Source organism: Acinetobacter sp. UBA6571, assembly GCF_002434085.1.
GTDB lineage: Bacteria > Pseudomonadota > Gammaproteobacteria > Pseudomonadales > Moraxellaceae > Acinetobacter > Acinetobacter radioresistens.
Genome location: NZ_DJJJ01000049.1, coordinates 17318 through 42088 on the forward strand (window position 1 = coordinate 17318; position 24771 = coordinate 42088).

A 24771-nucleotide genomic window follows, 5' to 3' on the forward strand; every position below is an offset into this window, starting at 1 on the left:
TCCTTTTCCACATTTACACAATCGGCAAAACTGAGCAAGTAACCAACGAACTAGTGTTCATTGTAGCAGTTATTGCTATTCACAGCAGTTAGACAAGATATGGAAATTACACAATATTTAAGCCCACGCGAGTACCGTGAGACTGATAAAGCTACAGCGGAGTTAAATAGCTTCATGCTTGAACTATTTAAGGATGAAAAAAAGCTAGTTATCTTTGATAAGGATATTTTGCTCAGTGAGTACGATGACAGTGTACCAAAATGGTCAAAGACGAAGCGAACCAAAAAGTCAAAGGTAATCGAATCAACAGCGGTCACAATGGAAACGCCCATAGCGGAAGTTCATGCATTGTTAGACTCATTACAGGAGCGCCTAGCTGACAACATAAAAGATGCTGAACTTTACTATCCTATCAATGTTGAACTGTTTTCATCAGTGCGAAAGATTAAAGCTGTGATTGATTGGCTAGACTTGAGGTTTACGGTAGACCCGACTATGTGCAAGTTCTACAAAGAACCTAATGCACGTAGCCGCATTAAAGAGTTAATCACAAAGCGTACAGGTATACGTCACTACATTGCACATAAGGACAACCACATCACCCAGCATGATGCATCATTCACAATTCGACTGCATGACATTCGGAATAAAAGCGATCTAAAGAAAATTACTGATTTACTGGTCGAAGAGTACGGTGCAAAATGTGAAACAATGACTATTGATGCGATCGAATTATCTCTTGATTTTTACGGAGGTGATGGTTCGGCTATAGTCATCAAGTTGCACAAAGCCATGCAGTACCCAGTAGACGCTAGGTTATTACGAACCTATAAAACAAAATGGACACGGCGAGATATACCGACCGCCCCACATGCGCTTTATGAGCTTGTAGAAAATGGCTACAACATCGGCATGGGCGATCATCGGAGTGATGTATTCTGCGTGAGAGCATACTTCAAACGAACCGACAAGGGCGGTCAATCTTTATCGAAAGACCAGCACAGAGCGCGAATTGAAGTAACGCTGACAAAGTTAGCTTTTACGGATGATACCATTGACCTTCACATAAGCAACTTGCGCAAAATCATTACTTGCGGATTCAAGAAAATGCAATTCACTAAATTGAGCAAACGAGCAACGCTCACCGAAAAAGACCAGTATTACACCCAAGTGAAACCATTCGGAAAAGAGCAAGAGGACAAGCTGAGTATCAGCAGACATAAGCGAAATTTACCCGATGCGATCGAGAGCTACGCGTGGCTGAATGAAGCGAAACGAAACGCCGTGAAAGACCTTGCGAGAAAGTTTTAATTCGCAAATTTCGGGGTGTTTTTTTAAAGATCAATTTTACTCTAAGTCATATTTTGTATGACTTAGAGAGATTTTTGGAGCACAAGTTGGCCTAATAACAGTAATAACATATATATCTATTAATATACTGAGTAATGATTATTAACGAGAGGATGAGCGATAGCGAATCTGAACGAAAAAGAATAATCAGACCAACAAACAAACCGCCCATGGCTCAAATTGCCTACGCTACCGCTCCACCAATTTTCGCCCATGCTCACCCACAATCAAGATCACACAGCACCTTTCGATTTTGCACTGCTACAGCTATGCAAAACTTCAATCATGCCAGTGATTAAATGGAGTGATGTCCTAGAAAATAAGCGAAATGCGGTATGCCTACCATTCATCAATCGGCAATTTTTTTGAAAAGTTCTTATATTTCATTTAAGTGAAAACTTAATATTTACTTCTACCTAACTTAACCTAATTTTGGCATTAACTACACTTACTTATAATTATCTGCCGTAGAATGCACTCATTGGTACTGTAAGCTCGATTTTGGTTTTAGCTAGCCGATTCATCATTAATAAATTTTGATGCAAACTTTACATAATAAAGCGCATCTGAGAGACCTAAATTAAAGTTTTAGTTTTGTGATTTTTTTGCCTAATATAGCGGGTAAATATCGGGGTAATTTGGACTTTGAAATGTCATCTTTTTTTGACCTAATAAACACATATAGAACAACAGCGAAAACGGAACGCGAAAAAGGTACTTATTTTGAGTTGCTTTGCATTAAGTATTTTAGTAATGAACCGTTCTATGCGGATTTGTTTACTGAAGTTCAAACCTATACCGAGTGGGCTAAAGTGCAAGGCTTGTCGGGTAAGGATACAGGGATAGACCTTGTAGCGACTACCAAAGACGGCGAATTCCAAGCCATTCAATGCAAACTATACGATGCAGACCGTAAGGTCACTAAAGCTGAAATTGATAGTTTCCTGTCAGCGGCATCAAAAACTTACTTTAAGCGCCGTATCATCGTCAGCACTACACACGACTGGTCGGACAATGCACTGGCAACGCTTGAAAACCAAGACCCGCCCGTTACTAAGATTGACCTTGATACTTTAGAACAAAGTGCAATCGATTGGTCACTGTTCGCGGAAAAGAAAGAAGTTGTATTCAAGCCGAAAAAAGAGCTTCGTGACCATCAAAAAGCAGCACTTGTTAATGTGAAAGCAGGCTTGTACGACCAGAAGCTTGAGCGTGGTAAGCTCATCATGGCATGTGGTACAGGTAAAACCTTTACGAGCCTTAAAATCGCTGAAGAATGTGCGGGCAAAGGCAAGCGTGTATTGTTTCTTGTGCCTAGCTTGTCCTTATTGTCGCAAACATTGACTGAATGGACGCAAGAGTCTAAAACGCCGTTGCATAGCTATGCGGTATGTTCAGACACAGAAGTCGGTAAGAAGAAAAATGCGACAGCGATTGATGCAGTTACGACACTTCAACACGAATTGCAGTATCCTGCGACAACTAACGCTCAAAAGTTAGCGGACAATGTTGAAAAGCACCACGACGATGATCACATGACGGTCGTATTCTCGACTTATCATTCTATTCAGACGGTCAGTGATGCTCAGAATGACCATCAAATGCACGAGTTTGATCTCATCATCTGTGACGAAGCCCACCGTACAACGGGTTCAACGCATGACACCGAAGATGATTCAAACTTCGTCAAGATTCATGATGCTGGCTTTATTCTCGGGAAAAAGCGCCTTTACATGACGGCTACTCCGCGTATTTTCTCGGATGATGTGAAGAACAATGCGACTGATTACACATTGTATTCGATGGACAATGAAAAGCTATTCGGTGAAACGCTCTATACGATCAACTTCTCGGAAGCGGTAAAGCGTGGCTTATTGGTCGATTACAAAGTCATCGTATTGACGGTTGATTCAGATACAATCATCAAAAAGATTGGTAATACCATCACCGAGAACAGTGAAATTGTCGTCGATGATGCCGCACGTATTGTCGGATGTTGGAAGGCTTTATCGAAGCAAGGCATTCATGCTGACGTTGAAGAAGACACGAATCCGATGCAACGTGCGCTCGCATTCTGTCAGGTGATTGATCAAACCGAGAAAGCACGTAAGCATCAGGTGAGTTCTACCCGTATTGCAGATATTTTCCATAAAGTTGTTGAAGCCTATCAAAAAGCTGAAGACAAAGAAGGCAATGAAATCTCTCACCGTCTTGTCTGCGAAGCACAGCACGTCGACGGTGGTATGGGTGCAGACCTGAAGGAACAAAAGTTAAATTGGTTAAAAGCAACGCCTGAACCACAATACGATGAGGATGGCAAAGAGCGTCCGATTTGCCGTGTTTTGAGTAACGTGCGCTGTTTGTCTGAAGGTGTGGATGTTCCTGCACTGGATGCGGTGCTATTTCTGACACCGCGTAATTCACAAGTCGATGTGGTGCAGTCGGTTGGTCGGGTCATGCGCCTAGCACCAAACAAAACGCGCGGTTATGTCATTTTGCCTGTCGTGATTCCACCGAATGTGGACGCGAACAAAGCCCTTGATGACAACCAAACCTATAAAGTGGTGTGGCAAGTGCTGAATGCATTACGTTCACATGATGACCGCTTTGATGCCATGATTAACAAGATGGACTTAACGGGCATTGATCGCTCTAAAATGGAAGTCATTGCCATTACGGATAAGGTAGCAGCCAAAGCGAAAAAGAAAGGTGCAGGCAAAGGCGGCACAACCATTGGTACACCAACCAAGAAGAAAAAAGATGAAGCTGAAGACATCCAACAGTCCTTCAGTTTTGAATCAGGTGAGATTGAGCGCGCCATCGTTGCTAAAGTGGTTCAGAAGGTCGGTAATCGCCACCATTGGGAAGATTGGGCGAATGACATTGCCAAGATTGCACAAACCCATATCAAGCTGATCACGGACATTCTAGCGCGTCCTGAATGCGACAAAGAACGCGCCGTATTTGAAGAGTTTGCACATGAGATTCGTGACGATTTGAACAATGCAGTATCGGATGCTGAGATCATCGAAATGTTGGCACAGCATTTGATTACCAAGCCTGTTTTTGATGCCTTATTTGACGAGTATAGCTTTGCAGCGCATAACCCAATGGCTGTTGCTATGCAGAAGGTTTTAGATGTCTTAGATCAGCATCAGCTTGATAGTGAAACGGAAGCACTACAACGCTTCTACGACAGCGTAAAACTACGAGCACAAGGCATTGATAGTGCGGAAGGTAAACAGAAGATCATTGTTGAGTTATACGACAAGTTCTTCCGTAATGCTTTCCCTCGGATGACCGAGCGCCTAGGGATTGTTTATACGCCTGTCGAAGTCGTGGATTTCATTATTCACAGCGTCAACGATGTACTTCAGCAAGAGTTTGGCAAAAGCTTTGCTGATGAAGGTGTGCATGTTCTAGACCCATTCACAGGTACGGGGACATTTATTTCTCGATTACTACAAAGTGGCTTAATTCCACCGAAGAAGCTGACCTATAAATACAAGAATGAAATCCATGCCAATGAGCTAGTCTTGCTCGCTTACTACATTGCGGCAATTAATATCGAAGCTGTGTACCATAGTGAGATTATTGACGAGTACACACCGTTTGAAGGTATTTGTTTGACTGATACTTTCCAAATGTATGAGAAGGAAGATTTGGTCGATGAAGTGCTTGTGGACAACAGTGCACGCCGTAAACGTCAGAAAGCGTTAGATATCCGAGTGATTATTGGCAACCCACCATATTCGATTGGACAGAAAAAAGAAAATGATAATAACGACAATCTAACGTACCCATGTTTGGATGCACGTATTCGAGAAACTTATGCATTACATTCTAAAGCGACTCTTTCGAAAGGTCTCTATGATAGTTATATACGTGCAATACGTTGGGCATCTGACCGCATTGGAAATTGCGGAGTAATTGGATTTGTTACAGGAGCGGGATGGATTGCAACAAAGACATTTGATGGTCTACGTAAGTGCCTAGCAGATGAGTTCTCTAATATTTATGTATTTCATTTAAGAGGAAATCAACTTACAAGCGGTGAAACTTCTCGTAGAGAAGGTGGGAAAATTTTTGGTAGTGGTAGTCGTGCACCTATTGCTATATCGATATTAGTTAAAAATCCAAAAGGTGAAAAAGGTCAAATCTATTTTCATGACATAGGCGATTATTTAAGCCGTGAAGAAAAGTTAAGTAAAATTTCAGAATATTCGAGTATTAAAGGTATTCCTGAATGGCATAAGATAGCACCTGATGAGCATGGTGATTGGATTAACCAACGAGACAATACCTTTAATAAATTTATTGTTATGGGGGAAAAGAAAGGTACAGAAAGTAAACTATTTGGGAATTTTTCACTTGGTATAGTGACGAATCGTGACGCTTGGGCTTACAACGCTAGTAAAACACAAGTAACTAGTAATATGACCAATCTGATCAATTTTTATAACTGTGAATTAGAGCGTTTCAATAAAGCACATGCTAAGTTGGACACCAAAATGCGTCTTGAAAAGATGAGTGATTTCATTGATACAGATTCGCAAAAAATTAGTTGGACTCATAATATTAAACAAGACTTCGCTAAAAATAATTTGCATGCCTTTGAAATAGAATCATTAACACCGAGCTTGTATAGACCCTTCACCAAACAATGGTTGTATTACAATCGAAAATTTAATGAGCGTGTGTATCAAATGCCACGTATTTTCCCGAATACAAAGACAGAAAATATGGTGATTTGTGTTGCTGGGGCGGGTGCTAAAAATAGTTTTTCCTGTTTATTAGCAAATACATTACCTAACTTAGGAATGGTTGATATTGGCGTTACGCAATGTTTCCCTCTTTATTTATATGACGAGGTAATAAAGCAAAAAAATGTAGGTTTAGGTGATTTATTTGATCAATCACTTGATTTAACCGTGATTGAAGCCAAATACGAGCGTAAAGATGGTATCAGCGACGAAGGCTTGCAACACTTCCAAGTAGCGTATCCTAGCGAGCAAATCAGTAAAGAAGACATTTTCTATTATATCTACGGTTTACTACATAGTGATGACTACCGTAAGCGTTATTTAGATAATCTCGCAAAAGAGTTGCCACGCATTCCATGTGTGAAGAAAGCCGAAGACTTTTGGGCATTCTCGAAGGCAGGACGTGACCTTGCACACTGGCATTTGAACTACGAAACCATTGAGCCATACAACGCAACATTGGACACAGGTAGCACGCCGTATAGCCAACTAACCGCTGAAGACTTCTACGTGGAAAAAATGAAGTTTGCCAAGAAAGGCGAGAAAGGTACGGTCATTTATAACAAGCGCATCACGATCAAGGACATCCCTTTAGAGGCTTATGATTACGTGGTGAATGGTAAGCCTGCACTAGAGTGGGTTATGGAGCGTCAGGGCGTTTCTACACACAAAGACAGCGGTATCGTGAACGATGCAAACGATTGGGCAATTGAGACCATGAATAACCCAACGTACCCGCTTGAGTTGTTCTTACGTGTGATTACGGTAAGCCTTGAAACAATGAAGATTGTGAAGGCATTGCCGAAGCTGGATATTTAATTTTTATATGGCAGATACTAATCTGCCATTTTTTCATTTTTTGAGGGTATTTAATTAATGGATGTTTCTCCAATCAATCAAAACATTGACACTTTATTTTCAAATACGCAGTACAACATTGATTTTTATCAAAGAGATTATAAATGGAGTGCTGAGCCAGTAAATAGACTACTGGATGATGTATTTTATAAATTTAACGAAGTTTATTCGGCTAATTCAGATTTACCACCAGAACCCAAGGTGATTGATACTAAATATCCTTGGTATTACCTCAATACTTATGTGACCAACACCATTGATGGTGAAGTGTATGTTGTAGATGGTCAGCAACGTCTTACAACCATTACTTTAATTATTATTAATATGTACCGTAGATTGGTAGATAACAAAAGTAAATTAAGCAAATGGGTTGATGCAAAGATTTGTGGACAGGTTGGTTTTGAAAATACCTTTTGGATGAACCATAAGGGGCATTTAAAGACTCTAGATGCGCTTTACTCAGGTGATCCAGATACAGCACCAACAGGCTCAGGTCTTACCGCACTCAATATGGTAAAAAACTACAAAGTTATATCTGAATGGTTTAATACATATATTGGTGATAATCACCATAAATTGGAAACTTTTGTATTTTATTTTTTAAGACGATTAGTGCTAATCAATCTTTCAGTGGAGCAGACAGATGTTCCTATGGTTTTTGAGGTTATTAACGATAGGGGCGTAAAACTTAAGCCTTATGAGATTCTTAAGGGAAAATTATTAGGACAGATTGATAAATTACTCTTAGAAAGTAAAAATTATAATGAGCTGTGGGAAACTAGCCTCAAAAAAATTAACAAATTTAGCGAGGATGAGGCGGATAGATTCTTTAGATTTTATTTAAAATCTAAATTTGCTGATACGAGAGCCGAGGGGCAAAAGTTTGATGGTGACTACCATAGAATCATTTTCTCATCGAGCTTTCAAAGTAAATTGTGCTTAGACCACAATCCCAAGGGTGTTGTTGATTTCTTAGATGCAGACTTTACTTACTACTCTAAAGTTTATGCCAATCTTTTAGGTAAATTATCAAATGATTCAAATTCTTATTTTACTTTCAACTCTTTGAATGATTTAGATGGCAGTCTATTGTTAGGATTGTCAGTTTGTAGCATTGATGATCCGAAAGAAGATGAGAAATTAGACAGTATAGCTAAAGAAATAGATCGTTTCTTTGCTCTATTACAACTTCAGAATTGCTATGAAAGTAATGCTTTTCAAGAGTCTCTTTACCGCATTTCAAATGAAATACGTGAGCAGGATTTGTCTATCATACGTTCTGTATTTGATAATGAACTCAAGTCTCAAATAGAGAAAAAGAAACAGGTTCAACCTGAGAATTCTTTTGACTATTCGTTGTTTAAAAATACTGGTGATAATTTAAATGCCAGATTCAAGAGATATTTTTTTGCTAGGGTTGAAGGCTTTTTAGCGAAGAATCTGAATGTAGAAATGAGACATTCCTATCAACCTTTAGTTTCAAATACAGGTTCTGTTAATGGGTTCCATATAGAACATATACTTTCAAGGAACGAAGAAAGCCTAGCACTATTTGATAACCAAGATGACTTATTCGTGAATGAGCGAAATCGTTTAGGTGGTATCTTGTTGTTAAAAGGTAAGGACAACATTTCAAGCAATAATGAAACCTATGGCGAGAAGTTAAAAACTTATTCAGGTACGCTTTTATGGAATGAAACTTTAAGAGAAGATTTTTATAAATCAAATTTAGACTTTAAAGCGTTTAGAGAAAAATTCGATCTTAATGAGTTGGAACATATTAATGTATTTGACCGTGATGCTTTGGAAAGTAGGCAGAAAATTTTATTTAAAATAGCTACACATATTTGGTCTTAAGTTGACTGATTTTAATAGGTTTTAATGTTGGAATGGCTATGAATATTCCTGAATGGCTTGAGGTGAGCAAGCAACGAGCAGTTGAAAATGGCTATGAGCCTTTTGAAGATACTGAGGCATACGGTGGAGAAGTCTTTGTTAAAGATGATCGTAAATGGATTCACTCATTAGGTCGCTTGAAGCATAAATTAGGTGTAGTGACCGATGATGAATTAGAGGCATTAGGGTATTCGGTAACTGATTACAACCATTTTAACTCGGATGAAAAGGAGTTCTCATGGAATATTGTAATGAAGACGGTAAATGCTGAACTGATAGAAATTTTTGGCGATTGTGCTCCTGATGCGAATGGAGCTATTTATCTTGGAGATGGAATTTATATGGACGAGGAGGGGAATACATTTGGGGACTGGAATCGTTAGATTCTCGAATTGTTGCTCAATAGCTTCCATAAGATTACATAACCTAGACGAGTTCAATTTCAATTGTTAGAATTGAACTCGATAAATAGGCTTTTAAGTTACTGATATATTAAGTAATTGGTATCTTGTATGGTGTTATGTATGGTTGATTTTTAAATTTTTATAAAAATCATATAAATCAATGCATTAATCTTTTAGTTTAGTAGACGCCACCCACCAAAATTCTTTCCGAAGTAATCCATCGGAATCTAAAAAAGCCTTTAAAATCAATGTTTAGAGGCTTTTTTATTGGCTGTGTTGTCCGATGCTGTCCTAAGCGATTTGACCCTATTTTTGCTTTGTGTGGGTAAAAATTGGCAAAATTTACCCAGAAATTAACACAACAAATTCTGGTTAAAGATATGTCACTCACAGATGCAGAATGTAGAAAAGCTCAACCGAAAGATAAGCAATATCGTCTATCAGATTCACATGGTTTATCGCTGATTATTACGACTAAGGGTCAGAAGTATTGGAATGTCCGCTATACCGTTCATGGGCAGCGTCAATCTGAGTCACTAGGACCATACCCAGAACTTAGTTTGAAAAAAGCTAGAGAAATGGCTTATGAACTTAAGTATAAACATTCAAAATCAGTACTTCATGAGGACATAAAGCCTTTCTTTAAAGAAGTAGCTGAAGATTGGTTTGAGAATCAGAAAGAAGCGTGGTCCCCGAAGCATATTAGCAATGTCAGAGTATCTCTAGATGAATTGTATCTTTCATTAGAAAATCAGCGTATTAATCAGATTTAAGCACCTGAAATTTTACAGGTCATTAAAAAAATTGAGGCAAGAGGTTCGCTTGAAATTGCAAAACGTATCTAATTTAATGGATGTACGAAAAAATCTCTATAAACTCGAACCAGGATATGAAGCAAGAGCTAGAAGAATAGCATCGGTCTATGCCAAAATTTACCTTGAACAGGAAAATCATGGAGATAAACAACTTATAGGTCGTTATTATTGGATGGGTCTAGGCGCATTTGCCTCAAAAACAGTTGCAGCAGTGTTCAAACATGGACTCACCGCATGGGGATATAAGTGGATGCCACTCAGTGTGATTCGAGACCCTGTACATTCTTTTGCAAAAGGAAATTTATAGTTATTCATGGATATTGCTCCATGGCACTACGCTTGGAGTATGTCATCTGCATCTTTTAACCAGTGTAGAACTCAACGTGATGTCTCAAAATTCACCCATATAAAAGAAGAAGTAAGAAATATTCCTTGGTCAAGTTGCTTACCGATAATTAAGCACTTACAAAGTACCCCTGAAATTACACAGGCTTTTGAGTATCTTCCAAAAATTGAAAATGTATTTAAAAGAAAGAATGAATCAAGACAAGTTAGATTTAAGTTGTCTAGTAAAAATCTTTTAAAACATTTGATGGCGATTGCAGTACAAGAGCAAAGAAATATTTTACAGGAATTGGTATGGAAAGATTGGAAAGTACAAGCACAGGCAACGTTACAAAGCTATACCAAGCTCTCTGATAGTACCTTAGTCTTATCTAGTGATTATGGCGTTGATACGGTCAAACCTGATAAAAATGGAAACTATAAAGGTCGTCATGCAGGAGTTATTAATCAACTCCCTGAATCTGTCTATATTGAGCCTTTGCCACATACTAGAGTTCAAAACTATGATAGCCGTATGGAATGGATTAAAAAAGCAGCAGAAAAATATCATCTTTTAATGTTGAGTAACAAAGAACGTCCATTTTTAGAAAAGGAACTCGCAATTATTGCAGGATGGGGTAACAGTAAAGCTGATTTTAATGTTGGTAAGGACAGTAATGATGGAAAAATTTAAGATCTATTTTAACTTGATCTTTGTCTTTATATTCGGACTCTTCCTTTTAAGCTGTCAACCTCATCCAAAAAATACAGAGAACAATACAATGAATCAGCCACCTTATTCACTACATTTTGGTCCACAAGGTTTTAAAGATTTTGCTCACTACAATCAAGGGAAGGTAGATAATCACCCAGTAGCGAGTTTTCGAGAATTAGATTTTTCACTACCGAACTTAGGCCAAATTAAAATCGAGAATAGTACAAGTAGCTTGACCATTAATCATGTTTTTTCAGTACTTGGAGCATCTTTTCATGGGGAAGAAGGTATTGAGGTGATGACTATCAATGCAGGTTTAAACAAAGAAGAGTTTGTACGTCCTGAACAAGCCTATCAAGCTTATGTTGATTTAATGAAAAAAATTAATCAGGCCGAGTGGAAAAATTATTTCTATCGTTTTTCTGCACGAATAGCAAAAGAAGATAATATTCGATATCTAATGGAATCAGGTGATGTCATTGATCCGACTTATATCTTTAATTATGAAGAATGGAAAAAAATAATAAATACAGTTGGAGGAAACTCGATCGGCTACCGCTTATATGGCAATGGTATCCTTTTGGATCTGAGTATAAAACAAACTAAAAAAACTGAAGATGGTAAAGAACAATATATGGTTCATTATACTTTCAATACAATTCGCTATGATGAAAGAAATTCAATGGATGATTCAGAGAATAATATTGATACTTATAAAATGACATCAAAAGAGTTAGAACAAGCATTTACAAATGAGTTGAGAAGAAATAAAAAATCAAGGGAAATTGATGAAAAAGAAGTTATGGCACAGGGCTACCATATTGATGAAGATTATGTTGATCCTGTCGTTTGGCCGTATGTTAAATAGATCAGTTATGGTTATTTGATTTTAAGAAATTCTAAAATTAACATGATGGGTGTTATATGAATAAGCCCATAACCTGATCACATAAACATACTATCTGGATTATAGTTTTTCTTTCTTAAAATATAATTAAAAGAGTTATAAGGATACAATATGTTTATATGATTTATTACCTAAACAGCTGTGACATTAAATAATGAACCCACCCATGCGCTAAACAGCATCGCAATAATTCCCCATATCATAATACGTATGGCACCTTTCCAGATAGAATTGCCACCGGTATAGCTTGCCAGCGCACCCAGAACTCCCAGACTTAATATACCAATTATAATAATGCCTGATTGGAGTATAGATTCAGGAAGAAAAATAATTGCAGCAACAGGAAACAAAGACCCCACTGAAAAAGCCAGAGCTGATGCGACTGCTGCAAGAACAGGATTTGCTGAAGTCTGTTCTGAAATACCAATTTCATCTCTTGCATGGGCGTCCAGAGCATTATGTGCAGTCAGCTGTTGAGCAACCTGACGGGCAAGGTCAGAGTCTAAACCGCGACGTATATAGATATCTTGGAGCTCCTTTAATTCATGGGCCGGATGAAGATCTAATTCTCGTGCTTCCATATTCAAATCACTCTGCTCGATATCCTGCTGGGACTTAACTGATATATATTCGCCGGCTGCCATTGAGGCAGCGCCAGAAATCAGGCCGGCTATACAGGTAATTAACAGGGTATGAGTGGAGGCCCCACTTGCCGCTACGCCAATGATAAGGCTGGTAACAGAGATAATCCCATCGTTTGCACCCAGTACAGCAGCACGTAACCATCCCGCACGCTCCATATAGTGCTGTTCAGCATGATAAGAATGACGCATAGAACACTCTTTTATTGTTAAGGTTGTTAAAATAGAGGGAATTTATTTTAGCTATATATTAGGGCTTATAACTTCTAAATTGAATATATTTTTAACTTATTGATTTTAATAAAAACTAAAATAACAAGACAATTTCTATTATAGTCAGCCTTAAAAATCTTATTTTATAGAAATATTTTTTAAATATTGAGAATTTTAACATCTAAATAATATGGTATCAGAGAAGGTTAAATATTAAAAAATAGAAGATCGATACTTAAGATGCTATCTATTCTCATGATCAGGCTAGAGCAAGTTTTTTAGTGACCAGTTTAAGGGAGTTATCCCTGAAGAAGTAGTGCTAAATTATAAATCAAGTGATAAATGGAGTAATAAGCACATCCGTCTTATAAGGAAAAACCGTGTTGATGCCGATCTGTAGAGATCTGAACAGGCAGTTGCTGTAGGTTATCAGCGGATTGTTGATAACAATAATAGCCTGAGCATAAGTGGGGCATTTACTCGAAAAGAAAGTTCTGCTGGTATAGGGGGAGATTTTAGCTGGTAAATTTATATAAAGTGTTTAGTTTTGATATATTATTTAAGTGAATAAAATAATAAGTAAAAAAGTACCTATATAATAAATATATTCATTAAAAATAACTGGTTAATTAAAATTAATATTTGGGGTAGGTGTGATCTGCTATAGATTTGAGGTTTCTATTTTAAAAAAATGCTGCTTGAGATAGCCATTTCACTTTAAGGTGATAAAGAAATTCAGTTAAGCAAACAAAATAATCATAAAGTTGCATTTCTCATAAAGGACATCAACATTGGTATAAGCTAGAAGTATTAAGCTAATTCCTGAAATGAGATTTTCGGAGTTATCAAAATGATTTATGACGTTGCAATTATTGGCGGAAGTTATGCCGGCTTATCTGCGGCAGTACCTTTGGCAAGAGCACGTCGAAATATTATAGTAATTGATGCAGGGCAGAGACGAAATCGATTCGCCGAAAATTCTCATGGTTTTCTTGCACAAGATGGAATTCAGGCGCTGGAAATTATAAAAAAGGCACGGGAACAATTACAGCGCTATAAGACAGTCAACTGGCAACAGGGCACGGTCCAGCGGGTAGAAAAAAATAATCAGGATTTTTATTTGTATTTGGATACTCAACAGCCAATTTATGCCAAAAAAATAATCATAGCCTCGGGGGTCACTGACCGCTTACCGGATATTTCAGGTCTAAACGAACGCTGGGGGAAATCTGTATTTCATTGCCCGTATTGCCATGGCTATGAACTCAATCAGGGAAATATTGCACTTTTAGCCAGTTCTGCCCATGTTACCCATCTGGCCATGATGCTTCCAGACTGGGGTAAGACTACACTCTTATTAAATGGTCAGCCAGACCTGTTGAATCTGAAAGCCAAACAGCAATTACAAGAAAGAGGCGTGACTATAGATGACCGTTCAATTAAGCAGATGGATTCTCATGCTGATGTGATATTTACAGATCAGAGCATCACACACTTTGATGGATTGTTTATACAAACTAAAACCTTTTTAGAGCAAGGTTGGATCAAGGATTTGGGTTGTAAAATTGAAGAAGATGAAACAGGGGAATTCATTTATACAAATGACCTAAAAGCAACCTCAGTTGATGGGGTGTTTGCCTGTGGAGACGCAGCTCGGCCCGGCGGTTCAGTGTCTTTAGCCGTAGGTGATGGGGCACTGGCAGGAGTAAGCGCACATAATGCTTTAATTTTTGATTAAATTAAAAATATAAAATAGAGAAAGTTATCAGTCAAAACCTAATCTGCTACGACTATAGTCAGAAATGAAAGAAAGGGAAAATAATAAATGCCTGAAAATACTATAATTCCAGTTCTTTATTTAATGTGTGGATTACCAGGCTCAGGAAAGACTACATTGGCTAGAATTCTAGAAAAAGAATATGGGGCTATTCGCTTTTCACCAGATGAGTGGTTGTATGATCTCGGTTTAAGTTTTTACGATGATCAGGCAAGGATTAAGGTAGAGCAGCTCCAGTGGCAGCTCGCCCTGCAGTTACTTAAACAGGGCCACAGTGTCATTCTTGAATATGGATTCTGGTTAAGGACGGAGCGTGATCATTATCGCGCTGTAGCCAAGGAGCTTGGTGTTATAGCCAAAGTCTACTATTTGAAGGCGTCTATAGATGAGCTGAAGTCACGACTGAAAAAACGTAACCAGCTGGGCATCGATAGTATACCTGTGGTTAACTTGGCAAACCTGGATCAATGGATAAACCGCTTCGAAGAGCCTGCTCAAGAAGAGCTGAGTTGATTCTGGTTGGATCATTTATTTTTTGTAAGAATATAAAAGATGGCTAGTGAGCAGTTCTCTCTATGCTTTAAAAAGATCTTAAATATTTAGACTGCTGAATATTATTGCTTGGGTATTGGGTCAGCAGTTTTTAGTTAAGTAAAAAATCAGCTTTACTCAGGATTTTTATCTCAGGCATTGTTTTTCTGACTATAATAAATAGCCTCTAAAAATGAAATATAGAAAGCTAAATGAATAATAATTATTTATATGTACAAGGCCGTACTCATGCTATTTAAATCGCTCCTTATTCGTATAACCTGTTGAGTGATGATCCTGAATTATTTTAGATAAAATAACAGCAGAAGGTTTGATTTGAGCTACAGCTTTTTCTGAATCATGAAGAAGGTGAGCAAAGGCATATTGAACAATCAGTATGCCGGGACTCGGCAGTTTTTACCTAAAGAGAAAGAAATGTTATCTAAGTGACCTACAGCAATAGTTGGGAGTAGTGCAATCGATTGAAGATGGATCGGGATCTAAGTTATTCATCAGAACCGATATCTTAGAAAGTCATGTGAGGAAAATGAGCTGAATAGTCTTTAAAACTGTCTAGGCTTATTTTCCTCTCCTGACCTGAGATTCAAATGCAATTAACAGATTAAATAATTATTATTTGATAATCATGACTGGTAAATGCGTTGCTGCCAATACACTCTGGGCTACACTTCCGAGAAAGATTTTCTTGATCCCTTTACGGCCATGTGAACCCATAATAATCAGGTCGGCATTTATCTCTTCTGCGGTATTAATAATTTCTTTATAAATTTCCTGTCCTTCAGTCAGACGGGTTTCTATTTCTACTCCTTCTGCGGCAAAAAGGGCTTTGGCCTGATCCAGAGTTTTCTGTATTTCCTGTTTAGCTTTATTACGATAGTCTTCTACCAGCGTCTGGGTATCGACAAATTCAACAGCAATAAAAGGTTCAACTGAAAGTACACAAACTGCTGTAACCTTACTGCCAAAAGCCTTGGCAATATCAGCTGCCTGTTTGACTGCAGTGAGAGAAGTTGGTGAACCATCTACGGGAACTAAAATATGTTGATAAGTCATGGTGCTGACTCCTTGGGGAATAGTTCTTAAAAGGATACTTATTATTAGATGTCTTAATATTATACGCTGTCCAGCAGTTAAATATATGAGGAAAACTTAATTTATATAACTGATGTCCATTAATTTCAAAGCTAAGCCATCAACTTAAGGCTAACACACTTCCAGCAAACAAAATGCTTTTCTAGCACTAAAGTTTAAATAATAACCATAAAATATTTATATTAATAAAAATAAAAAATGCAGGTTAAAGGCCTGCACTTTATAAAATTTTACGAATTATGGTAGTCATTAATCACTTCAAGCGCAGCCCGGAAAGCTTCTTGGGCTGCTGGTGCTCCACAATAAGGTAGGCTGTGCAATAAAACTTCCTGAATCTCTTCAACTGTGGCACCGTTATTGAGTGCACCACGAACATGTCCCTTTAGTTCGGTAGGGCTCTTCTGGGCAACCAGAAATGCAAGCGTAATCAGATAACGGTATTTGCGTGGCAGTATACCTTCACGTTGCCAGGTTGACCCCCATGCATGTTCATTAATCCAGTCTTGCAGCGGCTGGGTAAATGGAACGGTGTTGTTTTGGGCACGCTGTACAAATGCCTCACCCATAACTTCAGTGCGGACTTTCAGGCCATTTTCGTAATCTTGCTGAGACATGATTGTTTCCAGAGTCAGAATATGAAAAAGGATATACCACGCTCGATGGTATATCCTGCAGAAAATTGACAATACTCAGATCAGGCCATGATTTCAATCGCTATTGCAGTGGCTTCTCCACCACCGATACAAAGTGCTGCAATACCTTTACGCTTGCCAGTGCGTTTAAGTGCATAGATCAGTGACAAAATAATACGTGAACCTGATGAACCCAATGGATGACCTAGGGCGCAGGCACCTCCATGTATATTAACTTTTTCAACATCCAGCTCAAAGGCATCAATCGCGGCCATCGTTACCATGGCAAAGGCTTCGTTAATTTCCCATAAATCAACTTCTGCTGCATTCCAGCCGGCTTTCTTCAGAACTTTTTCAATTGCACCCACTGGAGCAATTGTGAATTCAGAGGGATGTTGTGAATGTGAAGCATACGCTACAATTTTTGCTAGTGGTGTCAGACCACGCTGCTGTGCATTTTCTTCAGTCATGACCAGCATGGCTGAAGCGCCGTCACTAATTGAGCTGGCATTAGCTGCCGTAATTGTTCCATCCTTGGCAAAAGCCGGACGCAAGGTGACAATCTTATCAATTTTAGCATTAAACGGATTCTCATCCTGAGCCACAATGACCTCACCTTTACGACTGCTGACAGTTACTGGCACAATTTCATCTTTTAAATAACCTTCGCTAATAGCCTTTTGCGCACGAGTTAAAGAACGGATCGCAAACTCATCCATCTGTTCGCGGGTATAACCCTTCTGGTTAGCCATGTCCTGTGCCAGTGAACCCATCGAACGGCCGGTTTCTGCGTCTTCAAGACCTTCTAAAAACATGTGGTCCTTGACCTCACCATGACCCATGCGAAATCCTGCACGTGCTTTAGGCATCAGATATGGAGCATTACTCATTGATTCCATCCCGCCTGCCACTACAATATCAGCACTACCTGCCTTAATTGCATCTGCTGCCTGCATGACAGCTTTCATGCCTGAACCACAGATTTTATTGATAGTGGTGGCGCCAACATGGTCAGGCAAGCCCGCCAAACGCATTGCCTGACGGGCCGGACCCTGTTTTAACCCGGCAGGGAGTACACAGCCCATAATCACTTCATCAACCTGATCGGCTTGAACACCAGCGCGTTGTAGAGATTCCCTGATGACGGCTGCTCCCAGCTCAGGTGCAGTTAAACTGGATAAACTACCCTGAAAACTTCCCATAGCAGTACGGCTACCAGAAACAATAACAATCGGTTGCATATTTGAATTCCTATTCAGACCATAACGAAAAAACGCAGTACAGTGTTGGTAAAAATGAAAGGCTCTTTTGTTCTTGAAAAAGCCAGTACTATTAAAATACAGGTGGGGTATAAGCCAGAGTACGCCCCAGTATCCACAATAAAAAAAGAACCAGCGGAAAATGCACGACCAGCTGGGTTACGGTAAAACCAATCACATCTTTAGGTTTAAGTTTCAAAATACCCAGCATCGGCAACATGAAAAATGGATTGATCAGGTTCGGTAAAGCCTCAGCAGCATTATAAATCTGCACTGACCAGCCCAAATGTACTTTCAGGTCATTGGCAGCTTGCATAACATATGGGGCCTCTATGATCCATTTTCCACCACCTGAGGGTACAAAAAAGCCAAGAATAGCTGAATAAATTCCCATCACTACAGCAAAACTTTCCTTGGAAGCAATAGAAACAAAAAACTCGGCAATATAGTGAGATAAAGAAAGATCATTGCTGTTCATGGCATGAGTCATGATAAAAGCAATACTGCCGTATAAAGGAAACTGGATTAATACGCCAGAGACCGCAGGTACTGCCTTGGACACGGCATTAAGAAAATTACGTGGTGTCCCATGCAGAGCCAGACCCAGCATCAGAAAGACAAAGTTATAGGTATTTAAACTGGAAATAGCCAGAATTGGATTCTGCTGGGTAAATTCGAGAATCATCCAGCCTATACCAATCGCCACCACTAGTATGGTTAAGATTGGTGAATTTTCTAGCCAGTCTCCCGGGCGGCTAGACTTTGATTCCGGCTTTTTCTCAGTTTCAAAGTCCAGTTTAAAATCCTGCATGGTCTTGACGTTTTCACCTTTAGGGGCAGACCAGTAGGCAATTGCAATTGAGACAATGATCAGTACCAAAGTCATAACGATGGATTGCCACAGAAAAATTGTTTCAGTGAAGGGAATAACCCCGGTAAGCTGATAAATAGATTCAGGTAAACTGTCTTTATTGGCTTGTAGCTGGGCAGCAGATGAACTGATACCCAGTGCCCAAGTCGCACCCATACCAATAATAGCTGCAGCAGCCGCGGCCCGGTAGTCCATTCGCAGTTCAGTACGTTTTGCCAGTGCAATCACTAAAAGAGCCGTCAAAATAGTACTCACGGCCCAATTGACAAGGGAAATCAGCAGACTGACGGTAGCAACCAGTACAATTGCTCCACGACCGGAACTGGGTATAAGAGCCATTTTCTGAATAAGGAGTTCGACGGGTCTGGAAACCGAAACCACATAGCCGACAATAATCAGCATGGTCATTTGTAGGGTAAATGGAATGAGACTCCAGAATCCATCACCAAAAGCTTCAGCTACAGCTTGGGCCGGAGCACCGATCGTCATCGCGGCAATTGAAACAATGATGACTCCCAGTAAAGCGAAGATATAAGAGTCAGGAAACCATTTTTCTGACCAGTTACTGATACGAAGAGCGAACCGCTCAAGTAATCCTTGATGTTTATACATAGTTTTTGAAATCCATTTGTCTGTTTATTCTTAGATATGGTATCTAGCTGCCCATAGCCTGTTTTATTATTTACTTAGGACACACAAAGCAGCCGAAGCTGCTTTTTTATTCACATGATTTTTATAGTATTGGATCAGGCTGCATCATTCTCTAGCTGTACATTTAGCTGTACGCCTGTAACTGCCTGAATCTGCTCTAGCGTCACCTCTTTGGCCAGTTCTATCAGTTTCACCCCTGCGGCGTCAATATCCATCACACCAAGGTCGGTAATAATCCGGTGGACTACACCTTTACCTGTAAGTGGCAGGCTACACTGTTTTACAATTTTTGGTGTTCCATCTTTCGCATAGTGCTCCATCAGCACCACGACTTTTTGTACACCTGCAACCAGATCCATGGCTCCGCCCATGCCCTTAACTTTCTTGCCCGGAATCATCCAGTTGGCCAGATCTCCCTGTTCGGAAACTTCCATTGCTCCTAAAATCGCAATATTGACGTGTCCACCACGAATCATGGCAAAGGATTCAGCACTTGAGAAAAATGCAGCGCCGGGCCGGGCTGTTACGGTCTGCTTACCCGCATTGATCAGATCAGCATCCACCGTTTCTTCAGTCGGAAACTCCCCAATCCCCAGTAAACCGTTTTCAGACTGGAGCCAGACATTGACCTGTTCTGGAATATAGTTGGCGACCAGGGTCGGCAATCCAATACCCAGGTTGACATAAAATCCGTCTTCAAGCTCCTGTGCGGCACGCTGTGCCATTTCATTACGTGACCAGACCATATTTATCCCTCCGCCGTTTTCAGTGTCATCTGTTCAATCCGTTTTTCAGGTGTGGCATTGAGTACAATACGGTTAACATAGATTCCCGGCAGGTGAATAGCATCCGGATCCAGCTCACCAATCTCGACAATCTGTTCAACTTCAGCCACAGTAATTTTTCCGGCCATGGCACAGACCGGATTAAAGTTCTGCGCGGTTTTGCGAAAGACCAGATTCCCGGCTTTGTCGGCTTTATAGGCTTTAACCAGCGATATATCGGCTATCAGTGATTCTTCCATGATATAGGTTTTGCCGTTGAACTCTCGCTCTTCCTTCCCTTCAGCAATGAGAGTGCCTACGCCGGTCTGGGTAAAAAAAGCGGGGATACCAGCACCGCCGGCCCGCAGTTTTTCGGCCAGTGTACCTTGAGGGGTAAGTTCAACTTCAAGTTCACCACTCAGGTATTGACGCTCAAATTCTTTATTTTCTCCAACATAGGATGAAATCATTTTCTTGATCTGACGGGTAGCCAGCAGCTTCCCCAAACCGAAGTCATCTACTCCTGCATTATTGGAAATACAGGTCAGGTCTTTTACTCCGGTTTCTTTTAGAGCTGAAATCAGAGCTTCAGGAATGCCACACAGGCCAAAACCACCGACTGCCAGAGTCTGTCCATTTGCGACTACATCCTGAAGGGCAGCAGTTGCACTTTCATAGACTTTATTCATAAGTTGAATTCCTATGGTTTAAGCGGTAGTTTGATCCAGTTCGTCAGCATGCAAAAAATGAGTATGATGAGGCGCACGCTTGGTTTTACTCCATTCTTCTAGCATCTCATATTTCATTTCTTCAGTAATCATGGCAATTTTCTGCGGGGCTTTTTCATCATCATAAGCCAGCTCCAAACGGTGACCGTTTGGATCAAAGAAATAAATTGAATGGAAAATGCCGTGGTTAGTAATACCGAGTACATCTACACCATTTGCCTCTAGATGTGCTTTGGCGGCTTCAAGAGCTGTACGGTCTTTAACTTTCAATGCAATATGCTGGACCCATTTTGGTGTATTTTCGTCGCGGCCCATTTCTGGCTGGGTTGGCAGTTCAAAAAAAGCAAGAACATTACCATTCCCGGCATCTAAAAACAGGTGCATATAAGGGTCAAAAGCTTTGGTAGAAGGTACATGGTCTTCGGCAAATGCCAGAATAAAATCCATGTTCAGGTTTTTCTTATACCATTCGACGGTTTCTTTAGCATCTTTACAGCGATAGGCCACATGGTGAATTTTTTCGATTTGAATAGTCATGAACAAATGTCCTTATTTTTTATGCGGCATCCGACTGCGCTTCTGGCGCAGCATTCTGGAATGCGCTCAATGTTGAGCAGTGTGTATAAATACATTCAATTTTGGGGAAAGCTGTCAGGTCAATATTAAAACGCTTGGCGTTATAGACCTGAGGAATCAGGCAGCAGTCTGCCAGTGTAGGAGTATCGTTAAAACAGTAGCTGCCATTTGAGTCGTGTAATAAAGCTTCAAGTGCTTTAAAACCTTCAGTCACCCAATGGGCGTACCATTCAGATTTTGCTGTTTCACCAATTTGCAGGGTTTGACTTAAATACTGTAATACCCGCAGATTGTTCACCGGATGAATATCACAAGCAATACTCTGACAAAATGCCCGAATTCTTGCTCGCGAATGTGCATCTTTGGGTAAGAGGGGCGTTTCAGGATGAGTTTCTTCAAGATACTCTAAGATACTCATGGACTGGCCCAGATTGAAGTCTCCATCTGTGAGCGTAGGCACCAGTGCAGTTGGGTTCATGCGGCAGTAAGCTTCAGAACGCTGTTCGCCTCCATTTTTCAGCAGATGTACAGGCACAAGTTCGTAGTGCAGTCCTTTAAGATTCAGGGCAATACGCACCCGATAAGCCGCGGAACTACGGAAGTAACTATACAGCTTCATGTTGCTCTACCTCTGATTCATCAGTATTAAAATCAAACTGGACAGCTGGCAGTACCTTGCCGCTTACCTCACCAAAACCGATACGCAGACCATCTTTTTCACAGTAGCCTTTCATGACCAGGGTATCGCCATCTTGTAAGAAACTGCGCTGTTCGCCATTTGAGAGTGTAAGTGGCTTGGTCGTATTCCAGGTAAGCTCCAGCAGGGAGCCATAAGAATCGGGGGTAGGGCCAGAAATGGTACCTGAACCCATCAAGTCACCGACCTGAACGTTACAGCCAGAAATCGTATGGTGAGTCAGTTGCTGGGCCATTGACCAGTACATATATTTAAAGTTGGTTTGGCAGATCACATCGGCCTGTACCTGTCCGGCTGCCTGAAGTTCAACAGAAAGCTGGATATCGTAACTGTTGGCACTGTTGTCTTCACGCAGATAAGCCAATGGACGTGGTTCCTGTTCCGGACTGTTGGTCTTGAAAGGTTGCAGGGCGTCTAGCGTGACAATCCACGGTGAAATAGAGGAAGCAAACGTTTTGGCATTAAATGGACCAAGTGGTACATATTCCCATTGCTGAATATCACGTGCTGACCAGTCATTAAACAGTACCATTCCAAAAATATGGTCCCAGGCATTTTCAATGGAGATCGGTTCGCCCAGCTGGTTTGGTTTGCCAATAATAAAAGCGGTTTCCAGTTCAAAGTCGAGCTTGCGACAGGCAGTGAATACAGGGCGTTCTTCACTTGGCAGTTTAACCTGGCCCGACGGGCGAACTATATCTGTACCACTAACTACTACTGAGCTGGCACGACCATTATAGCCGACCGGAAGTTCTGACCAGTTAGGAAGCAAGGCATTCTTGGGATCACGGAACATACAGCCAACATTGGTAGCATGCTCTTTTGAAGAATAGAAATCGGTATAGCCGGGAATGTGGACTGGCAAATGTAGCACTACTTCTGAGCGTTTAAAGAAGGCTTTTTCACACAGTTCGCTATTATCACGTAGTTCTGGATTTGTACTGGAAAGAAGGAATTGCAGGGTAGAGCGAACTTGAGTCCACTGATCACGTCCAGACTCAATAAACTGATTTAAGGTTGACTGATCAAAATAGTTTCTGCCTGCTTCAATAGTGAGTAAGCCAGCCTGTTCAAGTACTGCCAGATCTACTACATACTCACCTAGTGCAACACCGGCGCGACGTTTTCCATCAGCTGTTTCACTAAAAATACCATAAGGCAGGTTCTGAATCGGGAAATCTGAATCTGGTGCAACATCGATGAATGATTTAAGTTGTGTCGTCATTTAACTGTTCCTTTTGTCCAAATGAAGGCAGCCTGCCGCTTTTATCTGACCTGATGTATCTATGGAAATCAGGCTACTTGCTTAAAGTTAGTTCGTGTTCAGAAATTAAAATGTCTGCAAATTTTCCAAAGCTTAAGACAGCTGTTTTTATCTTAGTTCTATCATACTTATTTTTATATATTACACAATATATAATTTAATTATGAATATCGTAATAAGTGGAAATTAAAGTAATACTCAGCCATTATTTTTCGGTTTTTATATAGAATGACCTATTGAAATCCGCTTGCACCCCGGCAAAAATCCGTTATGCTGATATAGCTAATATACGATTTGTGGACCTGAACGTGCGCCTTGGCAGACTTTTAAAACAGTCTTGGCTTATCTGTTTTCTTGTTTTTGTAACAGGATGGTCTACTGTGTCTGCTCATCTGCTAAGTCATTCCGGCGGATCTCAACCTACGCAGCAAGTGAACCAGCATGTTGGCCATGCAGGCTGTCACGAAGTGTCTCATGCTGCATCACAATCTGCGCATCATTCTTGTATCAATGGTGATAACCATCAGACAGTGCAGCAGGTTCATTGTCACGATTGCAGCTCACTACATTGCAATACACTGCAAGTGGTTTTAGCAGCAGCTGATAACGTGCCTGAATCTTTACCAAATCTTTCTTTACCCGAAACAAGCCACAGCCATTATTTTGCCCGTTACTTGCCAGGATACTGGCAGGAAATTCTGCGCCCTCCTAAAGCCTGACCTTAATTTCACGATTAAAAATTATTTTTAATTATCAAGGTCAAATCATGTCTATAAAACTGAGTCAAGCCCTGTTACTGGGTGCCTGTCTGTCCTCATCCACCTGGTTAATGGCGGCAGTCAAGGAATATCATCTTACTATTGATGAACAGCTGGTGAATGTAACCGGCAAGCCACTAAAACGTATTACTGTAAATGGAAAATTTCCAGCTCCTTTACTCGAGTTTGAAGAAGGCGATGAAGCCGTAATTCATGTTTATAACAAGCTTAAAAATGAAGACTGGCGAATTCAAACATGAGGTG

18 protein-coding genes and 4 pseudogenes are annotated in these 24771 nt (G+C 40.1%); 12 read left to right on the forward strand and 10 right to left on the reverse strand.

Features of this window, described 5'->3' with window-relative positions; genetic code table 11:
* Nucleotides 1–99: 99 nt before the first annotated feature.
* The 7 genes and pseudogenes from B3X18_RS08920 (at nt 100) to B3X18_RS08955 (ending at nt 11993) form a co-directional block, all read left to right on the forward strand.
* A complete protein-coding gene (locus B3X18_RS08920; RefSeq protein ID WP_034671302.1) occupies nt 100–1311 on the forward strand; it encodes a hypothetical protein in 1212 nt (403 codons plus the stop codon).
* 689 nt (nt 1312–2000) lie between these two features.
* Nucleotides 2001–6932, forward strand: coding sequence for a DEAD/DEAH box helicase (locus tag B3X18_RS08925; RefSeq protein WP_034676049.1), 4932 nt, complete (start codon nt 2001–2003; stop codon nt 6930–6932).
* Nucleotides 6933–6989: 57 nt separating this feature from the next.
* Nucleotides 6990–8828, forward strand: a complete 1839-nt coding sequence (locus tag B3X18_RS08930) for a DUF262 domain-containing protein (RefSeq protein ID WP_034671297.1) — start codon at nt 6990–6992, stop codon at nt 8826–8828.
* A 38-nt stretch (nt 8829–8866) separates the two neighbouring features.
* Entirely contained in the window at nt 8867–9250 is a 384-nt protein-coding gene (locus B3X18_RS08935; protein WP_034671294.1) for a hypothetical protein, read from the forward strand.
* A gap of 401 nt (nt 9251–9651) precedes the next feature.
* Nucleotides 9652–10110, forward strand: a pseudogene (locus B3X18_RS08940) (tyrosine-type recombinase/integrase); the annotation flags it as partial.
* 10 nt (nt 10111–10120) lie between these two features.
* Nucleotides 10121–11104 (forward strand): annotated as a pseudogene (locus tag B3X18_RS08950) (DUF2515 family protein).
* Nucleotides 11091–11993: a hypothetical protein gene (locus tag B3X18_RS08955; protein WP_286935420.1), complete on the forward strand. Its 903-nt coding sequence runs from the start codon at nt 11091–11093 to the stop codon at nt 11991–11993. Before B3X18_RS08950 ends, B3X18_RS08955 begins: the two are co-directional and overlap by 14 nt.
* A 170-nt stretch (nt 11994–12163) precedes the next feature.
* Here the strand turns inward: B3X18_RS08955 and B3X18_RS08960 are convergent, their stop codons facing one another.
* Entirely contained in the window at nt 12164–12865 is a 702-nt protein-coding gene (locus B3X18_RS08960) for a VIT1/CCC1 transporter family protein (RefSeq protein ID WP_005027387.1), read from the reverse strand.
* Between the two features lie 433 nt (nt 12866–13298).
* Between B3X18_RS08960 and B3X18_RS08965 the strand changes: the two are divergent.
* The 3 genes and pseudogenes from B3X18_RS08965 to B3X18_RS08975 form a co-directional block, all read left to right on the forward strand.
* Nucleotides 13299–13412, forward strand: a pseudogene (locus B3X18_RS08965) (YadA-like family protein); the annotation flags it as partial.
* A gap of 324 nt (nt 13413–13736) precedes the next feature.
* The gene (locus tag B3X18_RS08970) at nt 13737–14624 is read left to right on the forward strand and encodes an NAD(P)/FAD-dependent oxidoreductase (RefSeq protein ID WP_005027386.1); all 888 of its coding nucleotides are present in this window, start codon (nt 13737–13739) and stop codon (nt 14622–14624) included.
* Between the two features lie 87 nt (nt 14625–14711).
* Entirely contained in the window at nt 14712–15176 is a 465-nt protein-coding gene (locus B3X18_RS08975) for an AAA family ATPase (RefSeq protein ID WP_005027385.1), read from the forward strand.
* A gap of 651 nt (nt 15177–15827) precedes the next feature.
* Here the strand turns inward: B3X18_RS08975 and B3X18_RS08980 are convergent.
* From B3X18_RS08980 to fahA, 9 genes are all read right to left on the reverse strand, one after another.
* Nucleotides 15828–16268, reverse strand: coding sequence for a universal stress protein (locus B3X18_RS08980; protein WP_005027383.1), 441 nt, complete (start codon nt 16266–16268; stop codon nt 15828–15830).
* Between the two features lie 269 nt (nt 16269–16537).
* Complete coding sequence (locus B3X18_RS08985; RefSeq protein ID WP_286935422.1) at nt 16538–16921, reverse strand: carboxymuconolactone decarboxylase family protein; 384 nt, start codon at nt 16919–16921, stop codon at nt 16538–16540.
* Between the two features lie 80 nt (nt 16922–17001).
* Complete coding sequence (locus B3X18_RS08990) at nt 17002–18180, reverse strand: thiolase family protein (protein WP_005027379.1); 1179 nt, start codon at nt 18178–18180, stop codon at nt 17002–17004.
* Between the two features lie 91 nt (nt 18181–18271).
* Nucleotides 18272–19681: a short-chain fatty acid transporter gene (locus B3X18_RS08995; protein ID WP_005027377.1), complete on the reverse strand. Its 1410-nt coding sequence runs from the start codon at nt 19679–19681 to the stop codon at nt 18272–18274.
* 134 nt (nt 19682–19815) lie between these two features.
* Nucleotides 19816–20466 carry a CoA transferase subunit B gene (locus B3X18_RS09000; protein ID WP_010699856.1) on the reverse strand — a complete coding sequence of 217 codons (651 nt, stop codon included), beginning with the start codon at nt 20464–20466 and terminating at the stop codon, nt 19816–19818.
* A gap of 2 nt (nt 20467–20468) precedes the next feature.
* Nucleotides 20469–21173 carry a CoA transferase subunit A gene (locus B3X18_RS09005; RefSeq protein WP_005027374.1) on the reverse strand — a complete coding sequence of 235 codons (705 nt, stop codon included), beginning with the start codon at nt 21171–21173 and terminating at the stop codon, nt 20469–20471.
* An 18-nt stretch (nt 21174–21191) separates the two neighbouring features.
* Nucleotides 21192–21749 (reverse strand): VOC family protein, encoded by a 558-nt coding sequence (locus tag B3X18_RS09010; RefSeq protein WP_005018974.1) that lies wholly within the window; start codon nt 21747–21749, stop codon nt 21192–21194.
* Nucleotides 21750–21768: 19 nt separating this feature from the next.
* Entirely contained in the window at nt 21769–22407 is a 639-nt protein-coding gene (maiA, locus tag B3X18_RS09015; protein ID WP_005027372.1) for a maleylacetoacetate isomerase, read from the reverse strand.
* On the reverse strand, nt 22394–23710 hold the full coding sequence (gene fahA, locus B3X18_RS09020; RefSeq protein WP_005027370.1) for a fumarylacetoacetase: 1317 nt from the start codon (nt 23708–23710) through the stop codon (nt 22394–22396). Before fahA ends, maiA begins: the two co-directional genes overlap by 14 nt.
* Nucleotides 23711–24129: 419 nt before the next feature.
* On the opposite strand from fahA, the gene B3X18_RS09025 reads away from it, so the two are divergent.
* Nucleotides 24130–24468: a hypothetical protein gene (locus tag B3X18_RS09025; RefSeq protein ID WP_005027368.1), complete on the forward strand. Its 339-nt coding sequence runs from the start codon at nt 24130–24132 to the stop codon at nt 24466–24468.
* Between the two features lie 47 nt (nt 24469–24515).
* A pseudogene (locus tag B3X18_RS09030) lies at nt 24516–24749 on the forward strand (multicopper oxidase domain-containing protein); the annotation flags it as partial.
* Nucleotides 24750–24771 lie beyond the last annotated feature (22 nt).

What these genes read in the sequence shown, in the direction of transcription:
- B3X18_RS08920 (WP_034671302.1), top strand. Translation starts at nt 100, where the DNA reads ATGGAAATTACACAATATTTAAGCCCACGCGAGTACCGTGAGACTGAT.
- B3X18_RS08925 (WP_034676049.1), top strand. Translation starts at nt 2,001, where the DNA reads ATGTCATCTTTTTTTGACCTAATAAACACATATAGAACAACAGCGAAA.
- B3X18_RS08930 (WP_034671297.1), top strand. Translation starts at nt 6,990, where the DNA reads ATGGATGTTTCTCCAATCAATCAAAACATTGACACTTTATTTTCAAAT.
- B3X18_RS08935 (WP_034671294.1), top strand. Translation starts at nt 8,867, where the DNA reads ATGAATATTCCTGAATGGCTTGAGGTGAGCAAGCAACGAGCAGTTGAA.
- B3X18_RS08955 (WP_286935420.1), top strand. Translation starts at nt 11,091, where the DNA reads ATGGAAAAATTTAAGATCTATTTTAACTTGATCTTTGTCTTTATATTC.
- B3X18_RS08960 (WP_005027387.1), bottom strand. Translation starts at nt 12,865, where the DNA reads ATGCGTCATTCTTATCATGCTGAACAGCACTATATGGAGCGTGCGGGA.
- B3X18_RS08970 (WP_005027386.1), top strand. Translation starts at nt 13,737, where the DNA reads ATGATTTATGACGTTGCAATTATTGGCGGAAGTTATGCCGGCTTATCT.
- B3X18_RS08975 (WP_005027385.1), top strand. Translation starts at nt 14,712, where the DNA reads ATGCCTGAAAATACTATAATTCCAGTTCTTTATTTAATGTGTGGATTA.
- B3X18_RS08980 (WP_005027383.1), bottom strand. Translation starts at nt 16,268, where the DNA reads ATGACTTATCAACATATTTTAGTTCCCGTAGATGGTTCACCAACTTCT.
- B3X18_RS08985 (WP_286935422.1), bottom strand. Translation starts at nt 16,921, where the DNA reads ATGTCTCAGCAAGATTACGAAAATGGCCTGAAAGTCCGCACTGAAGTT.
- B3X18_RS08990 (WP_005027379.1), bottom strand. Translation starts at nt 18,180, where the DNA reads ATGCAACCGATTGTTATTGTTTCTGGTAGCCGTACTGCTATGGGAAGT.
- B3X18_RS08995 (WP_005027377.1), bottom strand. Translation starts at nt 19,681, where the DNA reads ATGTATAAACATCAAGGATTACTTGAGCGGTTCGCTCTTCGTATCAGT.
- B3X18_RS09000 (WP_010699856.1), bottom strand. Translation starts at nt 20,466, where the DNA reads ATGGTCTGGTCACGTAATGAAATGGCACAGCGTGCCGCACAGGAGCTT.
- B3X18_RS09005 (WP_005027374.1), bottom strand. Translation starts at nt 21,173, where the DNA reads ATGAATAAAGTCTATGAAAGTGCAACTGCTGCCCTTCAGGATGTAGTC.
- B3X18_RS09010 (WP_005018974.1), bottom strand. Translation starts at nt 21,749, where the DNA reads ATGACTATTCAAATCGAAAAAATTCACCATGTGGCCTATCGCTGTAAA.
- maiA (WP_005027372.1), bottom strand. Translation starts at nt 22,407, where the DNA reads ATGAAGCTGTATAGTTACTTCCGTAGTTCCGCGGCTTATCGGGTGCGT.
- fahA (WP_005027370.1), bottom strand. Translation starts at nt 23,710, where the DNA reads ATGACGACACAACTTAAATCATTCATCGATGTTGCACCAGATTCAGAT.